The sequence below is a fragment of the Pseudomonas sp. NPDC088429 genome (genome assembly GCF_044753305.1).
GTDB classification, from domain to species: domain Bacteria; phylum Pseudomonadota; class Gammaproteobacteria; order Pseudomonadales; family Pseudomonadaceae; genus Aquipseudomonas; species Aquipseudomonas rustica.
Window position 1 is genome coordinate 1 of record NZ_JBIVMX010000058.1, and the last position, 22,740, is coordinate 22,740.

The 22,740-nt window shown below is 59.9% G+C and carries 24 protein-coding genes, 1 pseudogene and 1 riboswitch; of the genes and pseudogenes, 19 read left to right on the forward strand and 6 right to left on the reverse strand.

What is annotated here, in order from left to right:
- Positions 1-69 precede the first annotated feature (69 nt).
- Positions 70-156, reverse strand: a pseudogene (locus ACIP66_RS22555) (hypothetical protein); the annotation flags it as partial.
- A gap of 374 nt (positions 157-530) precedes the next feature.
- Between ACIP66_RS22555 and ACIP66_RS22560 the strand changes: the two are divergent.
- From ACIP66_RS22560 to ACIP66_RS22580, 5 genes are all read left to right on the forward strand, one after another.
- A complete protein-coding gene (locus tag ACIP66_RS22560; protein ID WP_400650989.1) occupies positions 531-1,589 on the forward strand; it encodes a DUF2066 domain-containing protein in 1,059 nt (352 codons plus the stop codon).
- Positions 1,590-1,620: 31 nt separating this feature from the next.
- Positions 1,621-2,694 (forward strand): AI-2E family transporter, encoded by a 1,074-nt coding sequence (locus ACIP66_RS22565; protein ID WP_053118532.1) that lies wholly within the window; start codon positions 1,621-1,623, stop codon positions 2,692-2,694.
- Positions 2,695-2,900: 206 nt separating this feature from the next.
- Complete coding sequence (gene hda, locus ACIP66_RS22570) at positions 2,901-3,605, forward strand: DnaA regulatory inactivator Hda (protein WP_034156234.1); 705 nt, start codon at positions 2,901-2,903, stop codon at positions 3,603-3,605.
- A 226-nt stretch (positions 3,606-3,831) separates the two neighbouring features.
- Complete coding sequence (locus ACIP66_RS22575) at positions 3,832-4,449, forward strand: C40 family peptidase (protein WP_053118534.1); 618 nt, start codon at positions 3,832-3,834, stop codon at positions 4,447-4,449.
- Between the two features lie 222 nt (positions 4,450-4,671).
- Entirely contained in the window at positions 4,672-5,208 is a 537-nt protein-coding gene (locus ACIP66_RS22580; RefSeq protein ID WP_400650994.1) for a C40 family peptidase, read from the forward strand.
- Between the two features lie 136 nt (positions 5,209-5,344).
- Here ACIP66_RS22580 and ACIP66_RS22585 read toward each other — a convergent pair whose 3' ends face one another.
- Entirely contained in the window at positions 5,345-6,658 is a 1,314-nt protein-coding gene (locus tag ACIP66_RS22585; RefSeq protein ID WP_400650996.1) for a PQQ-dependent sugar dehydrogenase, read from the reverse strand.
- A 64-nt stretch (positions 6,659-6,722) separates the two neighbouring features.
- Complete coding sequence (locus ACIP66_RS22590; RefSeq protein WP_400650999.1) at positions 6,723-7,307, reverse strand: hypothetical protein; 585 nt, start codon at positions 7,305-7,307, stop codon at positions 6,723-6,725.
- 162 nt (positions 7,308-7,469) lie between these two features.
- Positions 7,470-7,700, forward strand: a riboswitch (cobalamin riboswitch).
- A gap of 80 nt (positions 7,701-7,780) precedes the next feature.
- Between ACIP66_RS22590 and cobO the strand changes: the two genes are divergently transcribed.
- The 14 genes from cobO (at position 7,781) to ACIP66_RS22660 (ending at position 19,350) form a co-directional block, all read left to right on the forward strand.
- Positions 7,781-8,392 (forward strand): cob(I)yrinic acid a,c-diamide adenosyltransferase, encoded by a 612-nt coding sequence (cobO, locus tag ACIP66_RS22595; RefSeq protein WP_003223053.1) that lies wholly within the window; start codon positions 7,781-7,783, stop codon positions 8,390-8,392.
- Positions 8,389-9,789 carry a cobyrinate a,c-diamide synthase gene (locus tag ACIP66_RS22600; protein ID WP_400651002.1) on the forward strand — a complete coding sequence of 467 codons (1,401 nt, stop codon included), beginning with the start codon at positions 8,389-8,391 and terminating at the stop codon, positions 9,787-9,789. The genes cobO and ACIP66_RS22600 overlap by 4 nt, the downstream gene beginning before the upstream one ends.
- Positions 9,786-10,436 carry a 5,6-dimethylbenzimidazole synthase gene (bluB, locus tag ACIP66_RS22605; protein WP_400651005.1) on the forward strand — a complete coding sequence of 217 codons (651 nt, stop codon included), beginning with the start codon at positions 9,786-9,788 and terminating at the stop codon, positions 10,434-10,436. The genes ACIP66_RS22600 and bluB overlap by 4 nt, the downstream gene beginning before the upstream one ends.
- Positions 10,433-11,341, forward strand: a complete 909-nt coding sequence (cbiB, locus tag ACIP66_RS22610) for an adenosylcobinamide-phosphate synthase CbiB (protein ID WP_400651008.1) — start codon at positions 10,433-10,435, stop codon at positions 11,339-11,341. The genes bluB and cbiB overlap by 4 nt, the downstream gene beginning before the upstream one ends.
- On the forward strand, positions 11,334-12,326 hold the full coding sequence (gene cobD / locus ACIP66_RS22615; protein WP_400651010.1) for a threonine-phosphate decarboxylase CobD: 993 nt from the start codon (positions 11,334-11,336) through the stop codon (positions 12,324-12,326). Before cbiB ends, cobD begins: the two co-directional genes overlap by 8 nt.
- Complete coding sequence (locus ACIP66_RS22620) at positions 12,323-13,774, forward strand: cobyric acid synthase (protein ID WP_400651013.1); 1,452 nt, start codon at positions 12,323-12,325, stop codon at positions 13,772-13,774. Before cobD ends, ACIP66_RS22620 begins: the two co-directional genes overlap by 4 nt.
- A 122-nt stretch (positions 13,775-13,896) precedes the next feature.
- Entirely contained in the window at positions 13,897-14,418 is a 522-nt protein-coding gene (gene cobU / locus ACIP66_RS22625; protein WP_400651015.1) for a bifunctional adenosylcobinamide kinase/adenosylcobinamide-phosphate guanylyltransferase, read from the forward strand.
- Entirely contained in the window at positions 14,415-15,470 is a 1,056-nt protein-coding gene (cobT, locus tag ACIP66_RS22630; RefSeq protein ID WP_400651018.1) for a nicotinate-nucleotide--dimethylbenzimidazole phosphoribosyltransferase, read from the forward strand. Before cobU ends, cobT begins: the two co-directional genes overlap by 4 nt.
- Positions 15,467-16,042, forward strand: a complete 576-nt coding sequence (gene cobC, locus ACIP66_RS22635; protein ID WP_400651021.1) for an alpha-ribazole phosphatase family protein — start codon at positions 15,467-15,469, stop codon at positions 16,040-16,042. The genes cobT and cobC overlap by 4 nt, the downstream gene beginning before the upstream one ends.
- Before the next feature lies 1 nt (position 16,043).
- Positions 16,044-16,775: an adenosylcobinamide-GDP ribazoletransferase gene (locus tag ACIP66_RS22640; protein ID WP_400651023.1), complete on the forward strand. Its 732-nt coding sequence runs from the start codon at positions 16,044-16,046 to the stop codon at positions 16,773-16,775.
- A 174-nt stretch (positions 16,776-16,949) separates the two neighbouring features.
- Positions 16,950-17,354, forward strand: coding sequence for a MarR family winged helix-turn-helix transcriptional regulator (locus ACIP66_RS22645; RefSeq protein ID WP_400651025.1), 405 nt, complete (start codon positions 16,950-16,952; stop codon positions 17,352-17,354).
- Between the two features lie 53 nt (positions 17,355-17,407).
- Entirely contained in the window at positions 17,408-18,616 is a 1,209-nt protein-coding gene (locus ACIP66_RS22650; RefSeq protein WP_400651027.1) for an MFS transporter, read from the forward strand.
- Entirely contained in the window at positions 18,613-18,735 is a 123-nt protein-coding gene (locus ACIP66_RS22655) for a hypothetical protein (protein ID WP_400651029.1), read from the forward strand. Before ACIP66_RS22650 ends, ACIP66_RS22655 begins: the two co-directional genes overlap by 4 nt.
- 54 nt (positions 18,736-18,789) lie before the next feature.
- Positions 18,790-19,350 carry a glutathione peroxidase gene (locus ACIP66_RS22660; RefSeq protein WP_053118563.1) on the forward strand — a complete coding sequence of 187 codons (561 nt, stop codon included), beginning with the start codon at positions 18,790-18,792 and terminating at the stop codon, positions 19,348-19,350.
- A 193-nt stretch (positions 19,351-19,543) separates the two neighbouring features.
- Here the strand turns inward: ACIP66_RS22660 and ACIP66_RS22665 are convergent, their stop codons facing one another.
- The 3 genes from ACIP66_RS22665 to ACIP66_RS22675 all read right to left on the reverse strand — a co-directional run bounded on the left by ACIP66_RS22665 (position 19,544) and on the right by ACIP66_RS22675 (position 21,944).
- A complete protein-coding gene (locus ACIP66_RS22665) occupies positions 19,544-20,815 on the reverse strand; it encodes an OmpP1/FadL family transporter (RefSeq protein ID WP_053118570.1) in 1,272 nt (423 codons plus the stop codon).
- 146 nt (positions 20,816-20,961) lie between these two features.
- A complete protein-coding gene (locus ACIP66_RS22670) occupies positions 20,962-21,444 on the reverse strand; it encodes a hypothetical protein (RefSeq protein WP_053118572.1) in 483 nt (160 codons plus the stop codon).
- A 275-nt stretch (positions 21,445-21,719) separates the two neighbouring features.
- Positions 21,720-21,944, reverse strand: a complete 225-nt coding sequence (locus ACIP66_RS22675; RefSeq protein ID WP_003214941.1) for a hypothetical protein — start codon at positions 21,942-21,944, stop codon at positions 21,720-21,722.
- Positions 21,945-22,740 lie beyond the last annotated feature (796 nt).

Below are 22,740 nucleotides of genomic sequence, written 5' to 3' on the forward strand. Positions count from 1 at the left end.
CGCCACCCCGCAGTTCCCGATCACTCCTCCACCGAGATCTACTACTACCTCTAGACTATTTCGCTACTCGACGCTCTTGATGCGTTCGACCAATGCTTCACCGGCGTCGATGTCTACACCGGCGTCCTTGTAGCTCAGGGAGGGTTGCTTGCTCATGATCCAGGCCTTTAGGGGAGGGGATTCAGGGGTAACGACCGAGTTCAGCGGGAACATCGAAATCGAGGGGGCGAGTGCCTCACGCGAGTTTCGAGGGGCCCGGCTGTTGCCGGTCTGCGAAGGCGCGCGATTTTATCAGGCTTGAGGGGCAGCGGCCATCCTCGCACCGACGGGCAGGGCCATTATCTCGGGAAATTTTTTGCAATTAAGGCGTATCACTGCCTGTATAAGGTGTGGCAATTAACCGTCTATCGTTATCACTACGTAAAAACTTACCGCCGCCGTGTGAATGTTTTGCGAAGGTGAAGGGTCACAGCCTTGCTTAACCGGTTCACGCGGCCTGTTCCAGCCGCTCCTGTCGACGGGAATTTTCCATGCTTTTTCGTAAATTGTTGGTTGTGGGTTGTTTGTCTGTGGTCAGCCTGGCGAGTCATGCCGAAAACCTCAAAGGTCTCTATCAAGTCAGTCAGCCGGTCACCAGCCAGGCGCCGGAGGAGCGTGATCGCGCCACTCAGGCCGCACTGGACACGTTGGTGTTGCGCCTGACCGGTGACCCGAAAGCTGCGCAAAATCCCGGGCTGGCGGATATTCGCAAGAATCCGCAGCAGATCATCACTCAGTTCGGCTTTGACGCCGGGCCGCCGGAGGTGCTCAAGGTCAACTTCGATCCGAACGCTACCGAGCAGGCCTTGCGCCGCGCCGGGCTGTCGATGTGGGGCGCCAGTCGGCCGTCGATCTTGAGCTGGTGGCTGAACGAGTCAGCGGACGGCACGTATCTGGTGGGTGATGGTCAATCGACTGCCGGGCCATTGCGTGTGGCGGCTCAGCATCGTGGTTTGCCGCTGCGTTTGCCGTTGGCGGATCTGAGTGAACAACTGGTCGCGACTGCGCCGGCGCTGGAGGGTACGGATCCGGGGCCGTTGCGCGGGGTTTCCGAACGCTACAACGCAGATGCCTTGCTGGCCGTGCATGCGCGCGAAGAAGGCGGGCAGTGGCAGGCGAAATGGCATTTGTGGCTGGGTGAGCAGAAAGAGGCCGGCACTGTGCAGGGCGCCGATCAGGCTGCCGTCGCCGATGCGGTGATGCTGGCGGTGGCTGAGCGTCTGGCGCCACGGTTCGTTGCCAAGCCTGGTGCGTCGGGGCAGCAGACTCTGGAAGTGCAGGGCATGAATCTTGAGCATTATGCGGCGCTGTTGCGGTTACTCGAACCGTTCGGCGTGCGTCTGCAGAGTGTCGATGGCGATCGCATCGTCTATCGGGTCAATGGCAGTGCCGACCAGATGCGCGCGCAGTTGTCGCTGGCGAAGTTGCAGGAATTGCCGGCCGACGCGCCTGCACCGGTCGCGCCGCCGCAGCCTGCGGTGGCAGGTGCGGCTCCGGTCGCGGCTCCGGCCCCGACACCGGCAGCACCGTCGTTACGGTTTCGCTGGTAAGTCTTTCCTTATATAGAAGCAGGAGTGGTTCATGGCCGATACGCGGCGTTGGTTCTGGCTCGGTGGGGTTGTCCTGCTTTGCGCGTTTGTATGGTTGCTGCACCCGATCCTCACGCCGTTTCTGGTGGCGCTGCTGCTCGCGTATCTGTTCGATCCGCTGGTGGATCGGCTGGAGAAGCTCGGGCTGTCGCGTACGTGGGGCGTGATCGCGGTGTTTGCTTTGTTCACCCTGATCGTCACCACGCTGTTGCTGGTGCTGGTACCGATGCTCGCCAAGCAGTTGCTGCGTTTGTACGAACTGGCGCCGCAAATGCTCGACTGGCTGCAACACACGGCGCTGCCGTGGGCGCAGGCGAAGCTTGGGCTGTCGGACGGCTTCTGGAAGTTCGACAAGGTCAAAGCGGCCATCAGCGAACACATGGGTCAGACCACCGACATCGTCAGTGTGGTGCTGAGTCAGGCCACGGCGTCGAGTCTGGCGTTGATCGGTCTGCTGGCGAATCTGGTGCTGATCCCGGTGGTGAGTTTCTACTTGCTGCGCGACTGGGACGTGATGATGGCCAAGATCCGCAGCCTGCTACCGCGTGATCGCGAAGAGCGCGTGGTAGCGCTGGCCGGCGAATGCCATGAGGTTCTGGGTGCGTTTGTGCGTGGTCAGTTACTGGTGATGCTCGCGCTGGGCGTGATCTATGCGGCGGGCCTGATGATCGTCGGCCTGGAGCTGGGGCTGTTGATCGGCCTGATCGCGGGTCTGGCGGCGATCGTGCCTTATATGGGCTTTGTGATTGGTATCGGTGCGGCGCTGATTGCCGGGTTGTTCCAGTTCGGTGGCGATCTGTACCCGATGGTCGGCATCGTCGCAGTGTTCATGGTCGGTCAGGCACTGGAAGGCATGGTGCTGACGCCATTGCTGGTCGGCGACCGCATCGGCCTGCACCCGGTGGCGGTGATCTTCGCGATTCTGGCCGGTGGCGAGCTGTTTGGTTTTACCGGTGTGCTGCTGGCGCTGCCGGTGGCAGCGGTGATCATGGTCTTGGTGCGCCATATGCACGATTTGTATAAAGACTCTGATATGTACAGCGGAGTGGATGAGCCGGAGCTGTAATCACGACGGACAGCCCGGCGGTGCGCCGGGTTGGCCCGTGTCATGCAGGTGATCGCGTCAGAGAAACTGTCATAAAACCAGTGTGTTAACGCAAACCTTTGATTTTGCTTGGGGTCTGCTGCATTGTGCGCTCCGCCTCACGGGTATAAACTTCGCAAACTTTACACAGAGGCCACTAACGGTTCCTTGAGAACTGTTCAGTCAGCATGAAACCGATTCAGCTGCCCCTAGGTGTGCGTCTGCGTGACGACGCCACCTTTATCAACTACTACCCAGGCGCCAATGCCGCTGCACTCGGCTATGTCGAGCGCCTATGCGAAGCCGACGCCGGCTGGACCGAAAGCCTGATTTATCTTTGGGGCAAGCACGGGGTAGGGCGTACGCATCTGTTGCAGGCTGCGTGTCTGCGCTTCGAACAGATGGGCGAACCGGCGGTGTACCTGCCGTTGGCCGAGTTGATGGATCGCGGTGTGGAAATCCTCGACAACCTTGAACAGTACGAACTGGTTTGCCTGGATGATTTGCAGGTGATTGCCGGCAAGGCTGACTGGGAAGAGGCGATGTTTCACCTGTTCAACCGCTTGCGTGACAGCGGTCGACGGTTGTTGATTGCGGCGGCTACCTCGCCACGTGAATTGCCGGTCAAACTGGCCGACCTCAAATCGCGCCTGACCCTGGCGCTGATTTTCCAGATGCGCCCCCTCTCCGATGAAGACAAGTTGCGTGCCCTGCAATTGCGCGCGTCACGGCGCGGTCTGCACCTGACCGATGAAGTCGGGCATTTCATTCTGACTCGCGGTACCCGCAGCATGAGCGCGTTGTTTGACCTGCTTGAACAGCTCGATCAGGCCTCGCTGCAAGCTCAGCGCAAGCTGACAATTCCCTTCCTTAAAGAAACTCTCGGTTGGTAGCCAGCCCTTTGTCTCTGCGGCTTTGAGCACGTTTCGGCATATTTCAGGCGTCAGAAAAAGCGCTTTCCTGCACCGGGTGCAGGCCGCGTAACGAGTGAAACGGGCTTAAGCGCTTAGATGTAAACGAGAAACCGAGAAGTCACAAAAAGATCGATTGAATTTGCAAATGAGGTTGATAGCGGGCATAGTCTCGGCTTCTTTACAACTATCAGCCACGGTCGTGCCCATGCTAAAGCGCTTCGCACCCCTCGTGCCTCTCGCACTCGTCACCCTGTTGTACGGTTGCGCTGCTCATTCTCCAGTTCAAGAGCAGCCTCAACAGGTTAAAAATTCTTCCACTGCTCAGTCTTCCGTTATTTATCAGGAAGAGCTGGCTACCGAAAAAGAACTCGCAGACTTCAGCGGCAGCAAGCCGTATGAATTGCCGGTTCTGGCCGACAGCATTCTCGAACGCGGCATGTCCCTGATCGGTACCCGTTACCGTTTCGGCGGTACCTCTGAAGCCGGTTTCGACTGCAGCGGTTTCATCGGTTACCTGTTCCGCGAAGAAGCCGGCATGAATCTGCCGCGCTCCACCCGCGAAATGATCAACGTAGACGCACCACTGGTCTCGCGTAGCGATCTGGAACCGGGCGATCTGCTGTTCTTCGCCACCAATGGTCGTCGCGGTCGTGTCAGTCACGCCGGGATCTACCTGGGCGACAACCAGTTCATTCACTCCAGCAGTCGTCGTAGCGGCGGTGTTCGCATCGACAACCTCGGTGACAGCTACTGGAGCAAGACCTTCATCGAAGCCAAGCGTGCACTCGCCATGGCCCCGACCGTGGTCACCGCTCGCAAGTAATTCCCCCCGTTGTCGCCGCGTTCGCGGCGACAAAACGGTTCCCGGCAAGGGAGTAGACCTATACTTTACAAGGTGAAGTTAAAGTCTTACTTGAAGTTTGCCGCGTAGCCGCTAGAATCCTGAATCTATATTGATGGCAAACCGCCTGCGTGCGTACGCAGGCGGTTTTGTTTTCTGCCCATTCGGCAGAATTAGCCGCAGCCAGATCAGGATGTTCTGCTTATGACCACGTCGGCCCGCCTCGTTTTGATCGTCTTCGCAGCGCTGCTCAGCGCTTGCGCCAGTCGCACACCGCCGCCTGCGCCGGTGGTTCGCGCCCCGATCGTGTTCGCCCCCTCGGAATCTTTCTCGCCTGCTGCTGAAGACGTGCTGTTTCGCGCGCTCGGCCTCGTTGGCACGCCGTATCGCTGGGGCGGCAATACGCCGGATTCAGGATTTGATTGCAGTGGCCTGATTGGTTTTGTTTATCGCGATGCGGCGGGTATCAACCTGCCACGCACCACGCGCGACCTGATCGTGATGCAGGCGCCGAATGTCGGTAAGGAAGGCTTGCAGACCGGTGATCTGATCTTCTTCGCCACCAATGGTGGTTCGCAGGTCAGTCATGCGGGGATTTACGTTGGCGAAGGGCGCTTCGTGCATGCGCCGGCCACGGGTGGGACGGTGAAGCTGGACAGCCTGTCGAAGGCGTATTGGCAGAAGGCTTATCTGAGCGCGAAGCGGGTGTTGCAGCCAGAGCATCTGGCGCGTAACCCGTAATCAGGCCAACACAAAACCCAATAATGTAGGAGTGAGCCTGCTCGCGATAACGTTCGTTCAGTCAAAGAAGATGTCGACTGATACGACGCTATCGCGAGCAGGCTCACTCCTACAGTTGTTTTAGGTCAGGCAAAAATTATTTGGTAGAAGACACTCGCCAAACCTTGTTGCCCACATCATCCGCCACCAGCAATCCACCTTGCTGATCGATCACCACGCCCACCGGGCGACCCAGCGCGTTCTCATCTTTGTCGAGAAAACCGGTCAACACATCCACCGGCGTTCCACTCGGCTTACCGCCGGTAAACGGCACAAAGATCACTTTATAGCCACTGTGCGGTTTGCGGTTCCACGAGCCGTGCTGGCCGATAAACGCGCCTTCCTTGAACTGCGCCGGCAAAGTGTTGCCTTCGGCGAAGGTCAGGCCCAAAGAAGCGGTGTGCGGGCCAACCGCGTAATCCGGGGCGATGGCTTTGGCCACCAGATCCAGATTCTGCGGATTCACCCGCACATCGACATGCTGGCCGTAATAACTGAACGGCCAGCCATAGAAACCGCCGTCCTTCACCGAGGTGATGTAGTCCGGCACCAGATCGCTGCCAATCTCGTCACGCTCATTCACCGCCGTCCACAGCGCGCCGCTGGTAGGCTCCCACGCCAAGCCATTGGGGTTGCGGATGCCTGAAGCGAAGATCCGGTGATTGCCGGTCGCGCGATCCACTTCCCAGATCGCCGCGCGGCCTTCTTCTTGATCCAGACCATTTTCGCCGACGTTGCTGTTCGAGCCGACGGTGACGTACAGCTTGCTGCCGTCTTTGCTGGCGATGACGTTTTTCGTCCAGTGATGGTTGAGCGTGCCGCCCGGCAAGTCAGTCACTTTGATCGGCTGCGTTTTGATCTCGGTCGCGCCGGGCTCGTAGTTGAAACGCAGTAAGCGATCGGTGTCGGCGACGTACAAATCATTGCCAACCAGTGTCATGCCAAACGGCGAATTGAGGTTCTGCAAAAACACCGTGCGCGTTTCGGCGACGCCATCATGGTCAGCGTCGCGCAGTAAAGTGATGCGATTCGGGCTCGGTACGCCGGCGCCGGCCTTGCCCATGACTTTCTTCATCACCCAGCCTTTAATGCCTTTGCTGTCGTCCGGTTTCGGCGGGGCGTTGGTTTCTGCCACCAGCACATCGCCGTTGGGCAGCACGTACATCCAGCGCGGATGATCGAGACCTTCGGCAAACGCTGCGACTTGCGTGCCGGCCACCGCTGTCGGTTTGCCGCCGTCAGGCCAGCCGACCGCTGGGGCGATGTTCACGGTGGGGATCAGGGTTTTGTTCGGTTCGGGCAGTTTCGGTGAAGGGCCGGTGCCGTCGGAGACTTGCAGGCTGGAGGTTTCACCACACGCGGCGAGCCCTCCGGCCAGAGCGATGACAAAAACGAGCTGGGGCTTGCGCATGACTGATCTTCCCTATGAATGCGTTCTTAATCATAGAGGAGGGCGCAAGCCCGATGGTTCAACCTCAGCCGCGAGCCTCTTTGAACAGCACGGCGATGCCGGGGTGATAGTTGCCGGCCTCGCTGCGCAATTTGCGGTAGGCGTACGGGAAATACCAGGCGACCGCGCAGGTATGTTCCTTTTGCAAGTCGTCGACCATGTCCTGCAGTTCTTCGGGGCTGGCACTCTGCTGGGCTTTTTGCGGGGCGACGAACAGACAGCCGAGCTTGAGATCGCTGGCGAAGCTGATGCGTTTGGCGTCGCTGGTGATGTCGAGAAGTGCTTGCGTGAGGTTGAGGTTGTTCACTCGCGGCCAGCGCTGCGTGGCCTGAAGGTAAGCGCGGTCTTCTGGCCCTGCGAGGAACAGATCGGCGCGGGCATTGCGCTCGCCGTCTTCGTTTTGCTTGCGCGTGGCGGTGTCGTTGAGGGTGACCAGTTCGGCCATCCACGCCGCCGCGGTCAGCAAGCCGAGATTGGCTTTCTCGTCATGCCAGTACGGCGTGTCACTGTCGCCGCGCACGGCGTTGTAACGGTCGATACAGTCAAACCAGCGTTCAAGCATCGGGCGCAGGAATTCCAGGCGCGGGTTGCTGATGATCATGCCTTGCATCGTCATCATCCTTATTCTTGTGAGTTGCTTTTATGGAAAAGCATGGCTCTTTGATATCATTTGTAACAGCCTTGCACAAGATTGCCGGCCGATAATTGATCAACGGCAGATAATCGTCCGTCAGCCCCCTCTTTAATTGACGCTCCACCCCCAACCCTCTAACCTTCGCGGCTTGTTTCAGGTGCTCTGTGACCCGCGTCGACAGAGTGAAACAGGGAAGCCGGTGAGGGTTGTCTTCATGCGAAGAACGATCACGATCCCGGCGCTGCCCCCGCAACGGTAAATGAGTAAAAGCTGCGCCATGAGCCACTGCCTCGACAGAAGCGGGAAGGCGCGCAGCCAGGCCAATGCCGCTCATGAGCCCGGAGACCGGCCTGATCCATCCAGCGGCATCACGGTGGGCGATGCCAGGCTTTTTGCCGTCTATTCTTGTGCCTGCCCGCCGTTATCCAGCCTCAACGGAGAGCTCCCCCATGACTGATTCCCCCGAGCGCGACGAACGCCATCTGGCCCGTATGCAGCGCAAAAAAGCCGTGATCGACGAACGCATCGCCAACTCGCCCGACGAGTGCGGCCTGGTGCTGGTGCTGACCGGCAATGGCAAAGGCAAAAGCAGCTCGGCGTTCGGCATGCTCGCCCGCGCCATGGGCCACGGCATGCAGTGCGGCGTGGTGCAGTTCATCAAGGGGCGTAATAGCACCGGCGAAGAGTTGTTCTTTCGACGCTTCCCCGAGCAAGTGCGCTTCCACGTGATGGGCGAAGGCTTCACCTGGGAAACCCAAGATCGTCAGCGCGACATCGCCGCCGCCGAAGCTGCGTGGGCCGTGTCCCGCGAACTGCTGCGCGATCCGTCGATCGGTCTGGTGGTGCTTGATGAACTGAACATCGCCCTCAAGCACGGCTACCTCGATCTCGATCAGGTGCTCAGCGATCTGCAGGCGCGTCCGCCGATGCAGCACGTGATCGTCACCGGTCGTGCGGCCAAGCCGGAAATGATCGAAATGGGCGACACCGTCACCGAAATGGGCATGCTCAAACACGCCTTCCAGGCCGGCATCAAAGCGCAGAAAGGCGTCGAACTTTGAATCAACCACGTCACTGCCCGGCGGTACTCATCGCCGCGCCGGCCTCCGGTCAGGGCAAGACCACCGTCACCGCCGCGCTCGCCCGTTTGCATCGCAATCAGGGGCGCAAGGTGCGCGTGTTCAAATGCGGTCCGGACTTTCTCGACCCGATGATCCTCGAGCGCGCCAGCGGTGCGCCGGTGTATCAACTGGACATGTGGATGGTCGGCGAGCAGGAAAGTCGTCGGCTGTTGTGGGAAGCCGCCGCCGAGGCGGATCTGATTTTGATCGAAGGCGTGATGGGGCTGTTCGATGGCACGCCGTCCAGCGCTGATTTGGCGCGGCATTTTGGTGTGCCGGTGCTCGGCGTGATCGACGGCACCGCGATGGCGCAGACGTTTGGTGCGTTGGCGCTGGGCTTGGCCAAGTATCAGCCGGATCTGCCGTTTGCTGGCGTGTTGGCTAATCGTGTCGGCACCTTGCGCCATGCGCAGTTGCTCGAAGGCAGTCTCACTGAAGGTTTGCGTTGGTACGGCGCGTTGTCGCGCGAGACCGGTATCGAACTGCCGAGTCGGCATCTTGGTCTGGTGCAGGCCAGCGAATTGAATGACCTCGATGTGCGTCTCGACGCCGCCGCCGAAGCGCTGGCTAGCAGCTGCGAGGTAGCGCTGCCACCGGCCGTGGAATTTGCCGCGCCTGACGTGATTGCTGTCGAGCCGTTGCTGAAAAATGTGCGCATTGCCGTCGCCCGTGATGAGGCGTTTGCCTTCACTTATGGCGCGAGTCTCGATCTATTGCGTGCGATGGGCGCCGAGTTGAGCTACTTCTCGCCGATCCGCGATACGCAATTGCCTGAGGCGGATAGCGTGTATCTACCGGGTGGTTATCCGGAATTGCATCACGTCGCGCTGTCGCAGAACACCGCGATGGTTGCGGCGATCCGTGCGCATCATGCGGCGGGGAAACCGTTGCTCGCTGAGTGTGGCGGGATGTTGTATTTGCTCGATTCGTTGACTGATGTTGAAGGCACACGCGCGGAATTGGTCGGGCTGCTCAAGGGCGATGCGGTGATGCAAAAGCGTCTGGCCGCGTTGGCGTTGCAAGCGGTCGATCTGCCGGAAGGCTCGTTGCGTGGGCACACGTATCATCATTCGTTGACCACGACTGAACTGACGCCGATTGCCCGGGGGTTGAGCCCCAATGGTGGGCGTGGGGCTGAGGCGGTATATCGAGAGGGGCGGATGACGGTTTCTTATGTGCACTTTTATTTTCCATCGAATCCTGTGGCTGTCGCTGCGTTGTTTGCGCCCACCCTTGAGGACGCTATCGCGAGCAGGCTCACTCCTACAGCGGGCGATGGTGTGCCTGACGAAACGCAGTCCCCTGTAGGAGCGAGCCTGCTCGCGAAGGGGCCATGACAGACAACGCATTTTCTGATGCCGAACGCGAAGCAGTGTATCGGGCAATAGCCGAGCGCCGCGACATGCGCCATTTCACCGGCGGTAGCGTCGAACCGGATCTGCTGCGCCGACTTCTGGAAGCCGCCCACCAGGCCCCAAGCGTCGGCCTGATGCAGCCCTGGCGCTTCATCCGCATCAGCGACCGAACCCTGCGCAGCCAAATCCAGCACCTCGTCGAAGAAGAACGCATCCGCACCGCCGAAGCCCTCGGCGAGCGCAGCGACGAGTTCATGAAACTCAAAGTCGAAGGCATCAACGACTGCGCCGAAGTGTTGGTCGCGGCGCTGATGGATGATCGCGAAAAACACATCTTCGGTCGCCGCACGCTGCCGGAAATGGACATGGCTTCATTGTCCTGCGCGATTCAGAATCTGTGGCTGGCCTCGCGCGCAGAAGGCTTGGGCATGGGCTGGGTCTCGCTGTTCGAGCCGCAAGCGCTGGCGGATTTATTGAAACTGCCGGCAGGCGCCAAGCCGCTGGCGGTTTTGTGTCTGGGCCCGGTCAAGGAATTCTATCCGGCGCCGATGCTGGTACTCGAAGGGTGGGCGCAGGCGCGGCCGCTGAATGAGTTGCTGTATGAAAATTATTGGGGAGTGAGTCAATGAGTGTGGCGTTGTTGAGTGTCGCCGCGGTGGCGCTGGATGCGCTGCTCGGTGAACCGAAACGCTGGCATCCGCTGGTGGCGTTCGGCAATTTCGCCGGGCGCATCGAGCAACGTTTCAACGGTGAAGGGCGCGGCTGGCGCAGTCATGGCGTCACCGCGTGGGTGATCGCCGTGCTGCCGCTGACACTGCTGGCGACGGCGTTTTCCTGGGCGCCTTATGTCGGTTGGATCGTCGAGATTCTCGCGCTGTATTGCGCCCTCGGCATGCGCAGCCTCGGCGAGCATGTCGCCCCGGTCGCTGCTGCGTTGCGCGCGGATGATCTGGACGAAGCGCGCACGCGTGTCGGTTATCTGGTCAGCCGGCAGACCGATGAACTCGACAGCACTGCGGTCGCCCGCGCCGCCACCGAATCAGTACTGGAAAACGGCAGCGACGCGGTGTTCGCTGCGCTGTTCTGGTTTGTCGTGGCCGGTGCGCCCGGCGTGGTGCTCTATCGCTTGAGCAATACGCTCGACGCGATGTGGGGTTATCGCAACGAACGTTTCGAACGTTTCGGCTGGGCGGCGGCAAAAATCGACGACGTGTTGAACTACATTCCTGCGCGTCTGGTGGCGTTGACCTACGCGTTGCTCGGCAAAACCCGACTGGCATTGAAATGCTGGCGCACACAGGCGCCGAAATGGGACAGCCCCAACGCCGGCCCGGTAATGGCTGCCGGCGCAGGTGCGCTCGGTGTGGAACTGGGCGGCCCGGCGATTTACCACGGCGAACTGCACGAGCGTCCGCAACTGGGCGAAGGCGCTCGCGCCGACGCCGATTCCATCGACCGTGGCTGGCAATTGGTGCAGCGCGGGGTATGGTTATGGTTGCTGATTCTCTGCGTGGGGGCTGAATTCTATGCTTGAGCACGGTGGCCGGCTGCGCAAGGCTGCACTCGATTACGGTATCGCCGAGGGTGACTGGCTCGACCTGTCCAGCGGTCTCGCGCCGTGGCCATTTCCGATCCCGGAAATCCCCTTGCGTGCCTGGGCCCGTTTGCCGGAAACCGATGACGGTCTGGAACAAGCGGCGTGCGATTACTACGGAGCAAACCAGGTACTGCCGGTCGCCGGTTCGCAAATGGCCATCCAGTTGCTGCCGCGTTTGCGTCGCGCCGGCAAGGTCGGCGTGCTGTCGCCGTGCTATGCCGAACACGCTGAAGCCTGGCGCCGCAACGGTTACATCGTGCGCGAAGTGCAGGAGCAGGAAGTCGAGTTCTATCTGGACAACCTCGACGTGCTGGTGGTGGTCAATCCGAACAACCCGACCGGCCTGAGCCTGACCCCGGCGAAGTTGCTCGACTGGCATGCGCGACTGGCGCAGCGTGGCGGCTGGCTGGTGGTCGATGAAGCGTTTATGGACAACACGCCGCAGTTGAGCCTGGCGGCGCACGCGCATCAGGTCGGACTGATCGTGTTGCGTTCGTTCGGCAAGTTTTTCGGCTTGGCCGGTGTGCGTTTGGGCTTCGTATTGGCTGAGCGCAAATTGCTTCGGTTGCTCGCCGAACAGGTCGGCCCGTGGGTCGTCAGCGGGCCGACGCGGGTGCTCGGTCAGGCCTGTCTGCAAGACACTGAAAATCACACACGCCAACGGATTCGCAGCGATCAAGCGAGCGAACGGCTGGCGACGCTGCTTGAACGCTACGGCTTCAAACCGCAGGGCGGCTGCGCGTTGTTTCAGTGGCTGATCACTGATCAAGCGCAAACGCTTTACGAATTCATGGCCCGACGCGGCATTCTTCTGCGCCTCTTCACCCACAACAGCAGCCTGCGTTTCGGCTTGCCTGCGGACGCGGCCGAAGAAGCGCGTCTCGAACAGGCTTTCATCGCTTTTACCAAGGACAAACCATGACCACCCTGATGGTGCAGGGCACCACTTCCGACGCCGGTAAAAGCACACTGGTGACGGCGCTGTGCCGCTGGGCGACGCGTCAAGGCGTCGCGGTTGTGCCGTTCAAACCGCAGAACATGGCGCTCAACAGCGCCGTGACGGCGGACGGTGGCGAGATCGGTCGTGCGCAAGCGGTGCAGGCGCAAGCGGCGTTCCTCGAACCGCACACCGACATGAACCCGGTACTGCTCAAACCGAACAGCGACACCGGCGCGCAAGTGATCATCCATGGTCGCGCGGTGACGTCGATGAACGCCGTGGCCTATCACGACTACAAAGCCATCGCGATGAAAGCGGTTTTGGCTTCTCACGAGCGACTCAGCGCTGCGTATCCGCTAGTGATGGTTGAGGGCGCGGGCTCGCCGGCCGAGATCAATCTACGTGCCGGCGACATTGCCAACATGGGTTTCGCCGAAGCGGTGGATTGCCCGGTGCTGCTGATTGCTGACATCAATCGTGGCGGGGTTTTCGCCCATCTGGTCGGCACACTGGAACTGCTTTCGCCGAGTGAACAGGCGCGGGTCAAAGGCTTCATCATCAACCGTTTTCGCGGCGACATCGCCTTGCTGCAACCGGGCCTTGATTGGCTGGAGGAGCGCACCGGCAAACCGGTGGTGGGCGTGTTGCCGTACGTGATGGATCTGCATCTGGAAGCCGAGGACGGCATCGATCAGCGCCAGACCGACAAGGCCGAACAAGTGCTGAAAGTGCTGGTGCCGGTGCTGCCGCGCATCAGCAACCACACCGATTTTGATCCGCTGCGTCTGCACCCGCAGGTCGATCTGCAATTTGTCGGGCCAGGGCAGGCGATTCCTGCGGCCGATCTAATCATCCTGCCGGGCTCGAAAAGCGTGCGCAGCGATCTCGCCTATTTGCGCGTCAATGGTTGGGACACAGCGATCAATCGGCACTTGCGCTACGGCGGCAAAGTGCTGGGGATTTGTGGTGGTCTGCAGATGCTTGGTGAGCAGGTGCATGATCCGCTCGGTCTCGAAGGCGCGCCCGGTTCGAGTGCGGGTCTAAGTTTGCTGGCGTTTGCAACGACGCTTGAAGCCGAGAAGCAATTGCGCAATGTGCGTGGGCGTTTGGCGTTGGAAGATGCCGAAGTCAGTGGTTATGAAATTCATGCTGGCGTGACGACCGGGGCGGCGCTGGAGAATGCGGCGGTGCATCTGGATGATGGTCGTTGCGACGGTGCGCAGAGCGTTGATGGGCAAGTGTTTGGCACATATCTGCATGGCTTGTTCGAATCACCGGCGGCGAGTGCGGCGTTGCTGCGTTGGGCCGGGTTGAGCGATGTGCAGGAAGTGGATTACCACGGCTTGCGCGAGCGCGATATCGAGCGCTTGGCGGATTTGGTCGAGAAGCATTTGGATACCAATCTGTTGCGTCAGCTCTGTGGGATTTGAGGTGGGTTCAATGGCCTCATCGCGAGCAGGCTCACTCCTACAGTTGACCGCGTTCCCTTGTAGGAGTGAGCCTGCTCGCGAAAGCGTCAGCCGCCCCAACACATAAAATTCAGGATGCCTTCATGCTCCAACTAATCCTCGGCGGCGCCCGCTCCGGCAAAAGCCGTCTGGCGGAAAAACTCGCCACCGACAGCAACCTCTCGGTCACCTACATCGCCACCAGCCAACCGCTCGATGGCGAAATGAGCGATCGCGTTGCCCACCACCGCGCCCGTCGCCCAGCCGAATGGGCGCTCATCGAAGAGCCCCTGGAACTGGCCCGCGTCCTGCGCGAATCCGCCCGCGCCGAGCGTTGCCTGCTGGTCGATTGCCTGACCCTGTGGCTGACCAATCTGCTGATGCTCGACGACGCCGAACGCCTCGCCGCCGAACGCGAAGCCTTGCTCAACTGCCTGGCCACGCTGCCGGGTGAAATCATTTTTGTCAGCAACGAGACCGGAATGGGTGTCGTGCCGCTGGGCGAATTGACTCGCCGCTACGTCGATGAAGCCGGTTGGCTGCATCAAGCTTTGGCTGAGCGCTGTCAGCGTGTTGTCCTGACCGTCGCCGGCCTGCCCCTGACTCTGAAAGGATCTGCGCTATGACCCAAACCTGGTGGCTGAACCCGTGCAAACCGGTGAACGCCGATATCGTTGAGCAAGCCGCCGCGCGCCAACAGCAACTGACCAAACCGGCCGGTTCGCTGGGGCAACTGGAAGCGGTGGCGGTGCAACTCGCCGGTCTGCAAGGCCAGGTCAAACCGACACTGGAGCAGATCTGGATCGCGATTTTTGCCGGCGACCACGGCGTGGTTGCTGAAGGGGTTTCGGCGTTCCCGCAGGAAGTCACCGGGCAAATGCTGCTCAATTTCGTCAGCGGCGGCGCGGCGATCAGCGTGCTGGCGCGTCAGCTCGGCGCGCAGCTGGAAGTGGTCGATCTGGGCACGGTTAATCCCGCGCTGAACCTGGCGGGTGTGCGTCACTTGAATATCGGCCCGGGCACGGCAAATTTCGTTCAGGGCGCGGCGATGACCCAAGCCCAAGGTGAACTGGCGTTGCAGGCCGGTCGTGACAGTGTGCTGCGAGCGCAAGCGGCCGGCGCGCAGTTGTTCATCGGCGGCGAAATGGGCATCGGCAACACCACGGCCGCCAGCGCGCTGGCCTGTGCTTTGCTCGATTGCCCGGTGGTGCACCTGACGGGCCCCGGCACCGGGTTGAATGCCGAAGGTGTCAGCCATAAAGCCCAAGTCATCGAGCGCGCACTGGCGTTGCACGCGGCCCAGCGCGGAGATGCGTTGCAGACGCTGTTCAATCTTGGCGGTTTCGAAATCGCGGCGCTGGTCGGTGCGTATCTGGCGTGCGCGCAGGAAGGCGTTGCGGTGCTGGTCGACGGCTTTATCTGCACGGTCGCGGCGCTGGTCGCGGTACGCCTGAATCCGGCGTGTCGCGAGTGGCTGCTGTTCGGTCATCGCGGTGCTGAACCAGGCCATCGTCATGTGCTGGAAACCCTCGGCGCCGAGCCATTGCTGGAACTCGGTCTGCGTCTGGGCGAAGGAAGCGGTGCGGCGCTGGCGGTGCCCCTGTTGCGTCTGGCCTGCGATCTGCACGGGCAGATGGCGACGTTCGCCGAAGCGGCGGTGGCGGATCGCCCGGCATGACCTTGCGCCTTGATCTGCTGCGTCACGGTGAAACCGAATTGGGTGGCGGCTTGCGTGGCAGTCTTGATGATGCGCTGACCGAAAAAGGCTGGACGCAGATGCATGCGGCGGTGATCGAGGGCGGGCCTTGGGATCGTTTGGTCAGCTCGCCGTTGCAGCGTTGCGCGCGGTTTGCGGCGGAGCTGGGTGAGCAGTTGAATCTGCCGGTGCAACTCGACAAGGATCTGCAGGAGCTGCATTTTGGCGCGTGGGAAGGGCAGAGTGCGGCAGCGCTGATGGAGACGGATGCTGACGCGTTGGGCCTGTTTTGGGCTGATCCGTATTCATTCACGCCACCACAGGGTGAACCGGTCAGCGACTTTTCCACGCGAGTGTTGGCAGCAGTGGCTCGGCTGCACAGCGCATATGCCGGTGAGCGAATTTTGCTGATCAGCCACGGTGGCGTCATGCGTTTATTGTTGGCGCAGGCGCGAGGTTTGCCGCGTGAGCAATTGCTCAATGTTGAAGTGGGGCATGGCGCGCTGTTTGCGCTGACGGTCGACACTGACGGTTCATTCAAGGAAGGTCACTGACATGTTGCCGCTGTGGATCGCCCTGCAATTTCTCAGCAGCCTGCCGATTCGTCTGCCGGGGATGCCTGAGCCGGAACAGCTTGGGCGTTCGCTGCTGTTTTATCCGCTGGCGGGATTGTTGTTTGGTGTGATCCTGTGGGCGCTGAATCTGGCATTGGCGGGGGCGCCGTTGTTGCTGCATGCGGCGTTGCTGCTGACGGTTTGGGTGTTGCTCAGCGGCGCGTTGCACCTTGATGGTCTGGCTGACAGCGCGGATGCCTGGCTCGGCGGGTTTGGTGATCGCGAGCGCACGCTGACGATCATGAAAGATCCGCGCAGCGGGCCGATTGCCGTGGTCACGCTGGTGCTGGTGTTGCTGCTCAAGTTTGCCGCGTTGCTGGCGTTGATCGAGCAAGGGCATGGGTTGGCGTTGATCATCGTGCCGGTGCTTGGGCGTGCGGCGTTGCTGGGGTTGTTTCTGACCACTCCGTATGTGCGTGCGGGTGGGTTGGGGCAGGCATTGGCGGATCATTTGCCGCGTCGGGCAGGGTGGTGGGTGCTGGGCTTCAGTGCGTTGGTCTGTGTGCTGATTGCCGGGTTCAGCGCCGTTGTTGCTGTGGTGATTTCTGTCGGGGTGTTTGTCTGGCTGCGGCGGGTGATGATGCGGCGGTTGGGCGGGACGACGGGCGATACGGCGGGGGCGTTGTTGGAGTTGTTGGAGGTGGGGGTGTTGGTGGGATTGGCGCTGGCCTGATAGATTTTTATCGTTCATGCCGACCCCATCGCGAGCAGGCTCACTCCTACAGGGGAGCGCGGTCAACTGTAGGAGTGAGCCTGCTCGCGATAGCAATTTTCCAGGCACCACAAATGTTCAGGGTAAACTCATCTGTAACTTGATTTAACACAGTCGCGGGTATATACACGCATCATGCTTACCTCTCAGTGTTTGTGCACCAACCTGCGTCGCGCCGCGCGTGGCGTCAGCAGGCATTACGACGGCGCTCTCGATGGCTTCGGGATCAACGTTGCGCAGTATTCTTTGCTGTGTAACCTGCAACGTCTTGATCAACCGAGCATTTCGGAACTCGCCGAAGCCATGGGGCTGGATCGCAGCACCCTCGGGCGCAATCTGCGCGTGCTCGAAGGTGAAGGCCTGGTGGCGCTGGCCGGGGGCGAAGACATGCGTAACCGCATCGTCCGGCTGACGGAAATCGGTGCGCAACGTCTGGCAGATGCACTGCCGGCTTGGGAGGCGGCGCAGCAGCGATTGATCGATCGACTGGGTGCCGAGAAGCGTGAAACCTTGCTCAAATTGCTGGACGAACTGGCCTAATCGCCGGTTTTTCCGACCTCAAGCGGGTATATACCCGCGACTGGAGAATAATAATGACATCGATGTGGCGTACATGCGGTTGGGTGTTGGTCGGCAGTGCGCTGATTCTTGCGTTGTCATTGGGCGTGCGGCACGGCTTCGGTCTGTTTCTGTCGCCGATGAGCGCGCAGTTCGGCTGGGGCCGCGAGGTATTCGCCTTCGCCATCGCTTTGCAGAACCTGATCTGGGGTTTGGCGCAGCCATTCACCGGCGCGCTGGCTGACCGTTTCGGCGCGGCGAAAGTGGTGCTGGTCGGCGGCGTGCTCTACGCCGTGGGCCTGATCTGCATGGGCTTGTCGGATTCGGCGGTGACGCTGTCGCTGAGTGCTGGTTTGCTGATTGGCATCGGCCTGTCCGGCACTTCATTCTCGGTGATCCTCGGCGTTGTCGGCCGCGCAGTACCGCCAGAGAAACGCAGCATGGGCATGGGCATCGCCAGTGCTGCCGGTTCGTTCGGCCAGTTCGCGATGTTACCCGGTACCCTCGGCCTGATCGGCTGGCTCGGTTGGTCGGCGGCGCTGCTGGTGTTGGGCCTGCTGGTGGCGCTGATTGTGCCGCTGGTGAGCATGCTCAAGGACAAACCGCTGCCGGTGCTCGGTCATGAGCAAACGCTGTCCGAAGCCTTGCGTGAAGCCTGTTCGCATTCGGGTTTCTGGTTGCTGGCGTTCGGTTTTTTCGTCTGTGGTTTTCAGGTGGTGTTTATCGGCGTGCATCTGCCGGCGTATCTGGTCGATCAGCATCTGCCGGCCAGCGCCGGTACTACGGTGCTGGCGCTGATCGGGCTGTTCAACATCTTCGGCACTTACACGGCTGGTTGGCTTGGCGGGCGCATGTCAAAACCGCGTTTGCTCACGGCGCTGTATCTGTTGCGCGCGGTGGTGATCGTGCTGTTCCTCTGGATGCCGGTGACGACCACCTCGGCCTATCTGTTCGGCATGGCGATGGGCTTCTTGTGGCTGTCGACGGTGCCGTTGACCAACGGTACGGTGGCGACCTTGTTTGGTGTGCGTAATCTGTCCATGCTCGGCGGCATCGTGTTCCTGTTCCATCAGCTCGGCTCGTTCCTCGGCGGCTGGCTGGGCGGGGTGGTGTATGACCGAACCGGGAGTTATGACTTGATCTGGCAAGTGGCGATTCTGTTGAGTCTGTTGGCGGCCGCACTGAACTGGCCGGTGCGCGAGCGTCCAGTGGCACGCCTGCAAGCCGCAGCGGGCGCCGCATGAGCCGATTCTGGCCACGACTCCTTTTTGCCGCACTCGGCGCCGCATTGTTGGCGCTGGTGTGGTGGGGCTGGCATCAGGGCGGTCTGGCGTTGATGCAGTTGGGCATGAGCATTTGCTAGAAGCAGGCGTGGCGAGTAACGTCGAAGTCTGACGACTTCTCAAGGATGTACGACATGCTGATGCGCTGGTGTGCTGTTCCCGCGTTGCTGATGGCGTTGACTGGCGTGGCCCAGGCCGCTGACTGTCCCGAATTGCTGCAAGGCTCGCTGCCCAAATTGCGCGCTAAGGATTCCATCGACCTGTGCAAACAATACGCGGACAAGCCGCTGGTGGTGGTCAACACCGCCAGTTTCTGCGGTTTCGCGCCGCAGTTTGAAGGCCTTGAGGCGCTGCACAAACGCTATGAAGGGCAGGGGCTGGAAATGCTCGGCGTGCCGTCCAATGACTTCAAGCAAGAGTCCAAAGACAGCGCTGAGACCGCCAAGGTCTGCTACGCCAACTACGGCGTGACGTTCGCCATGACCGAACCGCAGAAAGTCCGTGGCGATGACGCTACGCATATGTTCCAGGTGCTGGCCGCGCAGAGCAGTGCGCCGAAGTGGAATTTCTATAAATACGTGGTCGATCGGCAGGGCAAAGTGATCGCCAATTTTTCTAGCCTGACCAAACCGGATGATCCGGAATTCATCGCCGCGATCGAAAAAGCCATCGCCTCAAAACCCCTCAAACCCTGACCTTCAGCGGGTTCGCCCGAACCCTGTAGGAGCTGCGGCACGCTGCGATCTTTTGATCTTAAAGGTCAAAATCAAAAGATCGCAGCGTGCCGCAGCTCCTACAAAGTTTTGCTCGCAGGCACAAAAAAGCCCCGCTTTCTGTAAAGAGAGCGGGGCTTTTCAGTGGGCGAGGGGTTAGCCCCGCCCGGCAGCATCAGAAGCGATAAGTCGCGCCAACACCGAAACCGTTTGCCGAGTTTTCATACTTGGCGTCGTAGGTCTGGCCACGATCGTTTTCGTTGCGGATCTTGATCGACTCTTCTTTCAGGTACGAGTAAGCGACGTCGATGGTCAGGTCTTCGGTCGGGCTCCAGCCAGCACCGATGCTGAAAATCGTGCGGTCGCCAGTCGGAATACGTGGCGAACGGTCGACGTTGTTGGTCGGCGACTGGTCGAAGGTCAGACCGGTACGCAGTACCCATTCCTTGTTCAACTGATACGAAGTACCCACGGCGTAAGCCCAGGAATCGTGCCAGTTCTGGTCTTCGGTGATTTCACCGAACTGACCGGCCAGTGCAGGCTGCACGCCCGAGTTCTCGACGGTGATTTTCTTCAACTGGCTCCAGCGGGTGAAGGTCGAACCGGCGTAGACATTCCACTGATCGTTGATCGCCTGGGTCACCGAGAAGTCCAGGGATTCAGGCGTAGTGATCTTCAGCGAAGCGTCGTACTTCTGGTTCGGGTTCGCGCCGATCAGGCCGAGCACACCGTAGTTGACCTTGGTGTTGCCTTCGAGCTTGTAGTCGACTTTCGAGTGGTAGGTCATGCCCAGACGCGTAGTGTCGGTAGCTTGAACCAGCACGCCGATGTTGTAGCCCAGTGCGGTGTCGTCACCCTTGATCTTGACCTTGCCATCTGGCGCGGCCTGAGTGATCGACAGGTTGGATTCCAGCGAGCCGTCGATACGGTTGATGGTCGGGCCGAAGCCAATCGACACCACGTCGTTGAACTTGTAGCTCACGGTTGGCTGGAAGGTGATGACTTGTACTTCGGACTTGCTGCCGAAGTAACGGCCGGCAAATCCGTTTTCGTAATCGGTGATCAGGCCGAACGGCACGTAAACGCCGAGGCCGAATGCCCAATGATCATCGATTGGTTTGACGTAGAAGCCCATAGGTACGGAGGTGAAGGGCACCATGTCGCCTTTGTTGCTGCCGCCGTTAGGGCTGGAGCTGGCGTCGCTGATATCGGTTTTTGCGTCGAGGAATGCAACACCGCCAGTGACTTGTTCGCGCGTGAGGCGCGACATGCCGGCAGGGTTGCCATAAACAGTGCTTGCGTCGTCGGCAGAAGAAGATCGCCCGGCGTACCCAGTCCCCATCCCGCTGATGCTGTGTTCGTTGATGGCAAAGCCAGCTGCGAAAATCTGGGTGGATGCCATGGTAACGGCGAGGCTAAGGGTGGTTTTGAGCATTACTTTTTTCATTATTAGAACTCCTGGTGATCACCGGGGCGAAAATTACCAACATTTTCGCTCCGGCGCTATAGTCCGTATGCCTTGAGTTAGAGCGGTTTTGTAGGACAATCCGACCAGATTCGCGACCCGTTACACGATCTTGCGAAACCGGTGGGTCAACAAGCGACCTGATTCATCGGTGAAACACAGGTCTGCCAGGCGTAGGTGAAATCGCGCAGACGACCCTGAGGCTGAAACGTCTGACGCCAGATACGCGCCATTCCGAGCAAATCAGCCGGGTCGGGGAGGGTGGGGTTTTGTTCTTCTACCAGCAGCCAGGCGATGGCGGTGGCGTAACGCAGATTAACGGTTAATTCCAGGTGCGGCCCGCTGAGGAAAGCATGCTGACTGGCGAGGCCGCGAACCAGACTGGCACGCTCAGGATCGAGTGCCAGGTAATCATCCCAAAGGGCTTGATGACGATGCTCGGCAATGCGGTAAAGGCCGTGGCCACGGCGGTCATGCAGGGCAGAACCCAGGGCTGACTGACTGGCGGCGATGCCCAGCAACAGGGCTTCGGCAGTTGCGCAGTGGCGTCCCAGGTAGATCAACGTAGGACGGATCACATAGCGGCACAGTTCGCTGGCAGCGATACCCATAAATCCCTCGGTTCTTGTTATTAATGGCGAGTCCTGAAGGGGGGGCTTGGCAGCAGTGGATCGGTTCAGGCTCGCCGCAAGCGGATCACGCCGCTTGAGTTGAAGTGTAGTGTCATATTCGCGACGTAAAGGCCTGTTTTTAAAATATTTCCGGCTGCGCGGAATATTCGTTATATCCGATGGTGCTTAGCCGCTGAGGGGTAAAAGCGAAACATCGGGCAATAAAAAGCCCCGCATTTTGTGCGGGGCTTTTGCTTTTGCAGCCTTTTCGGCTTTCAGGCAACCAGTGCCTGACGGGTACGATCGATCACGGCCTGCAGCGGTTCAGCGCTGGAGTACTGATCGGGGTACAGACGCTCGCTGTGGCGGGCGATACCGTGTTCGTTGACCAGTGTGAAGCTGAAGCAGCCTTTGCGAGCGGCCATGATCAGGCAGTTCATCGGAGCAAAAGCGTTGGTTAGGGTGCGAATGGCATCCTGAGTATGGATTTGAGTAGACATAGTTATTAGGTGTTCCTACAAATGACACGGATAAGAACCGTGCAACGTTAAAACGTTCCAGTGACGACGACCACCATTGGTCGAACGAAGAACCCGACTGGAACAAAGCAGCCAGTTTGAAGCGCTGATAAGTTGGCGCGCTTGGGCTGGCAGGTAGGTACTTAGGAGGGCAGGCAACACATCAAGGGCAAAGGTTCTGGGCCCGGGGTGAAGATCCTGATCAATTTGCAGGTTGGTTCGGTCAGAGTAAGTGGCCTTCGCAACACCCTTTGCATCATTCAAAGGCTGTGTTGTCGCAAGATTTACCTGGAAACCATCGAGGGGTCGCTCCCGCTTTTTTCGGCGATTGGCTTCTTGGTAGAAGATTGACCGTGGGGATGTGTTCGACCGGAATTGACTTTCAGCTTGGTACTAACGCCGCGGATACTAACGGATCGAAAAGTACAAAGCAAACCCAATGCTGAAAAAGATTGCAGGGCGCTATGGATTCTGCTTGTCGATCCGGCGGATCGCCCCGTATTGGCCCACATTAAGACCGTCGGTCGGTGAAACAATTTTCATCAAGCGCCGCGCCAGACAGCCTTATCCCCAGGCAATGATGGAAAACGACCCGAAAAAGCGCACTCCTATAACCGGGTAACAGGTACTTGTGCACATTAGTTGCGCGGGCTGTCACAGCACTGTCACATCAATCCTGACCCCGATGGCTGCCTGCATCGAAAGTTTAAGTCAATGAAAAACATCGGTTTTTTTTGTTGGTGAAAAAATCGTCAGTTTGACTGCGAGCCCCATTCCA

Bases quoted from the DNA above. Each gene is read 5' to 3' on its own strand.
- ACIP66_RS22560 (WP_400650989.1), top strand. From the start codon at position 531: ATGCTTTTTCGTAAATTGTTGGTTGTGGGTTGTTTGTCTGTGGTCAGC.
- ACIP66_RS22670 (WP_053118572.1), bottom strand. From the start codon at position 21,444: ATGGGTATCGCTGCCAGCGAACTGTGCCGCTATGTGATCCGTCCTACG.
- hda (WP_034156234.1), top strand. From the start codon at position 2,901: ATGAAACCGATTCAGCTGCCCCTAGGTGTGCGTCTGCGTGACGACGCC.
- cobO (WP_003223053.1), top strand. From the start codon at position 7,781: ATGACTGATTCCCCCGAGCGCGACGAACGCCATCTGGCCCGTATGCAG.
- bluB (WP_400651005.1), top strand. From the start codon at position 9,786: ATGACAGACAACGCATTTTCTGATGCCGAACGCGAAGCAGTGTATCGG.
- ACIP66_RS22650 (WP_400651027.1), top strand. From the start codon at position 17,408: ATGACATCGATGTGGCGTACATGCGGTTGGGTGTTGGTCGGCAGTGCG.
- ACIP66_RS22665 (WP_053118570.1), bottom strand. From the start codon at position 20,815: ATGAAAAAAGTAATGCTCAAAACCACCCTTAGCCTCGCCGTTACCATG.
- ACIP66_RS22655 (WP_400651029.1), top strand. From the start codon at position 18,613: ATGAGCCGATTCTGGCCACGACTCCTTTTTGCCGCACTCGGCGCCGCA.
- ACIP66_RS22640 (WP_400651023.1), top strand. From the start codon at position 16,044: ATGTTGCCGCTGTGGATCGCCCTGCAATTTCTCAGCAGCCTGCCGATT.
- cobD (WP_400651010.1), top strand. From the start codon at position 11,334: ATGCTTGAGCACGGTGGCCGGCTGCGCAAGGCTGCACTCGATTACGGT.
- ACIP66_RS22620 (WP_400651013.1), top strand. From the start codon at position 12,323: ATGACCACCCTGATGGTGCAGGGCACCACTTCCGACGCCGGTAAAAGC.
- ACIP66_RS22590 (WP_400650999.1), bottom strand. From the start codon at position 7,307: ATGCAAGGCATGATCATCAGCAACCCGCGCCTGGAATTCCTGCGCCCG.
- ACIP66_RS22575 (WP_053118534.1), top strand. From the start codon at position 3,832: ATGCTAAAGCGCTTCGCACCCCTCGTGCCTCTCGCACTCGTCACCCTG.
- cobT (WP_400651018.1), top strand. From the start codon at position 14,415: ATGACCCAAACCTGGTGGCTGAACCCGTGCAAACCGGTGAACGCCGAT.
- ACIP66_RS22585 (WP_400650996.1), bottom strand. From the start codon at position 6,658: ATGCGCAAGCCCCAGCTCGTTTTTGTCATCGCTCTGGCCGGAGGGCTC.
- ACIP66_RS22565 (WP_053118532.1), top strand. From the start codon at position 1,621: ATGGCCGATACGCGGCGTTGGTTCTGGCTCGGTGGGGTTGTCCTGCTT.
- cbiB (WP_400651008.1), top strand. From the start codon at position 10,433: ATGAGTGTGGCGTTGTTGAGTGTCGCCGCGGTGGCGCTGGATGCGCTG.
- ACIP66_RS22675 (WP_003214941.1), bottom strand. From the start codon at position 21,944: ATGTCTACTCAAATCCATACTCAGGATGCCATTCGCACCCTAACCAAC.
- cobC (WP_400651021.1), top strand. From the start codon at position 15,467: ATGACCTTGCGCCTTGATCTGCTGCGTCACGGTGAAACCGAATTGGGT.
- cobU (WP_400651015.1), top strand. From the start codon at position 13,897: ATGCTCCAACTAATCCTCGGCGGCGCCCGCTCCGGCAAAAGCCGTCTG.
- ACIP66_RS22580 (WP_400650994.1), top strand. From the start codon at position 4,672: ATGACCACGTCGGCCCGCCTCGTTTTGATCGTCTTCGCAGCGCTGCTC.
- ACIP66_RS22660 (WP_053118563.1), top strand. From the start codon at position 18,790: ATGCTGATGCGCTGGTGTGCTGTTCCCGCGTTGCTGATGGCGTTGACT.
- ACIP66_RS22645 (WP_400651025.1), top strand. From the start codon at position 16,950: ATGCTTACCTCTCAGTGTTTGTGCACCAACCTGCGTCGCGCCGCGCGT.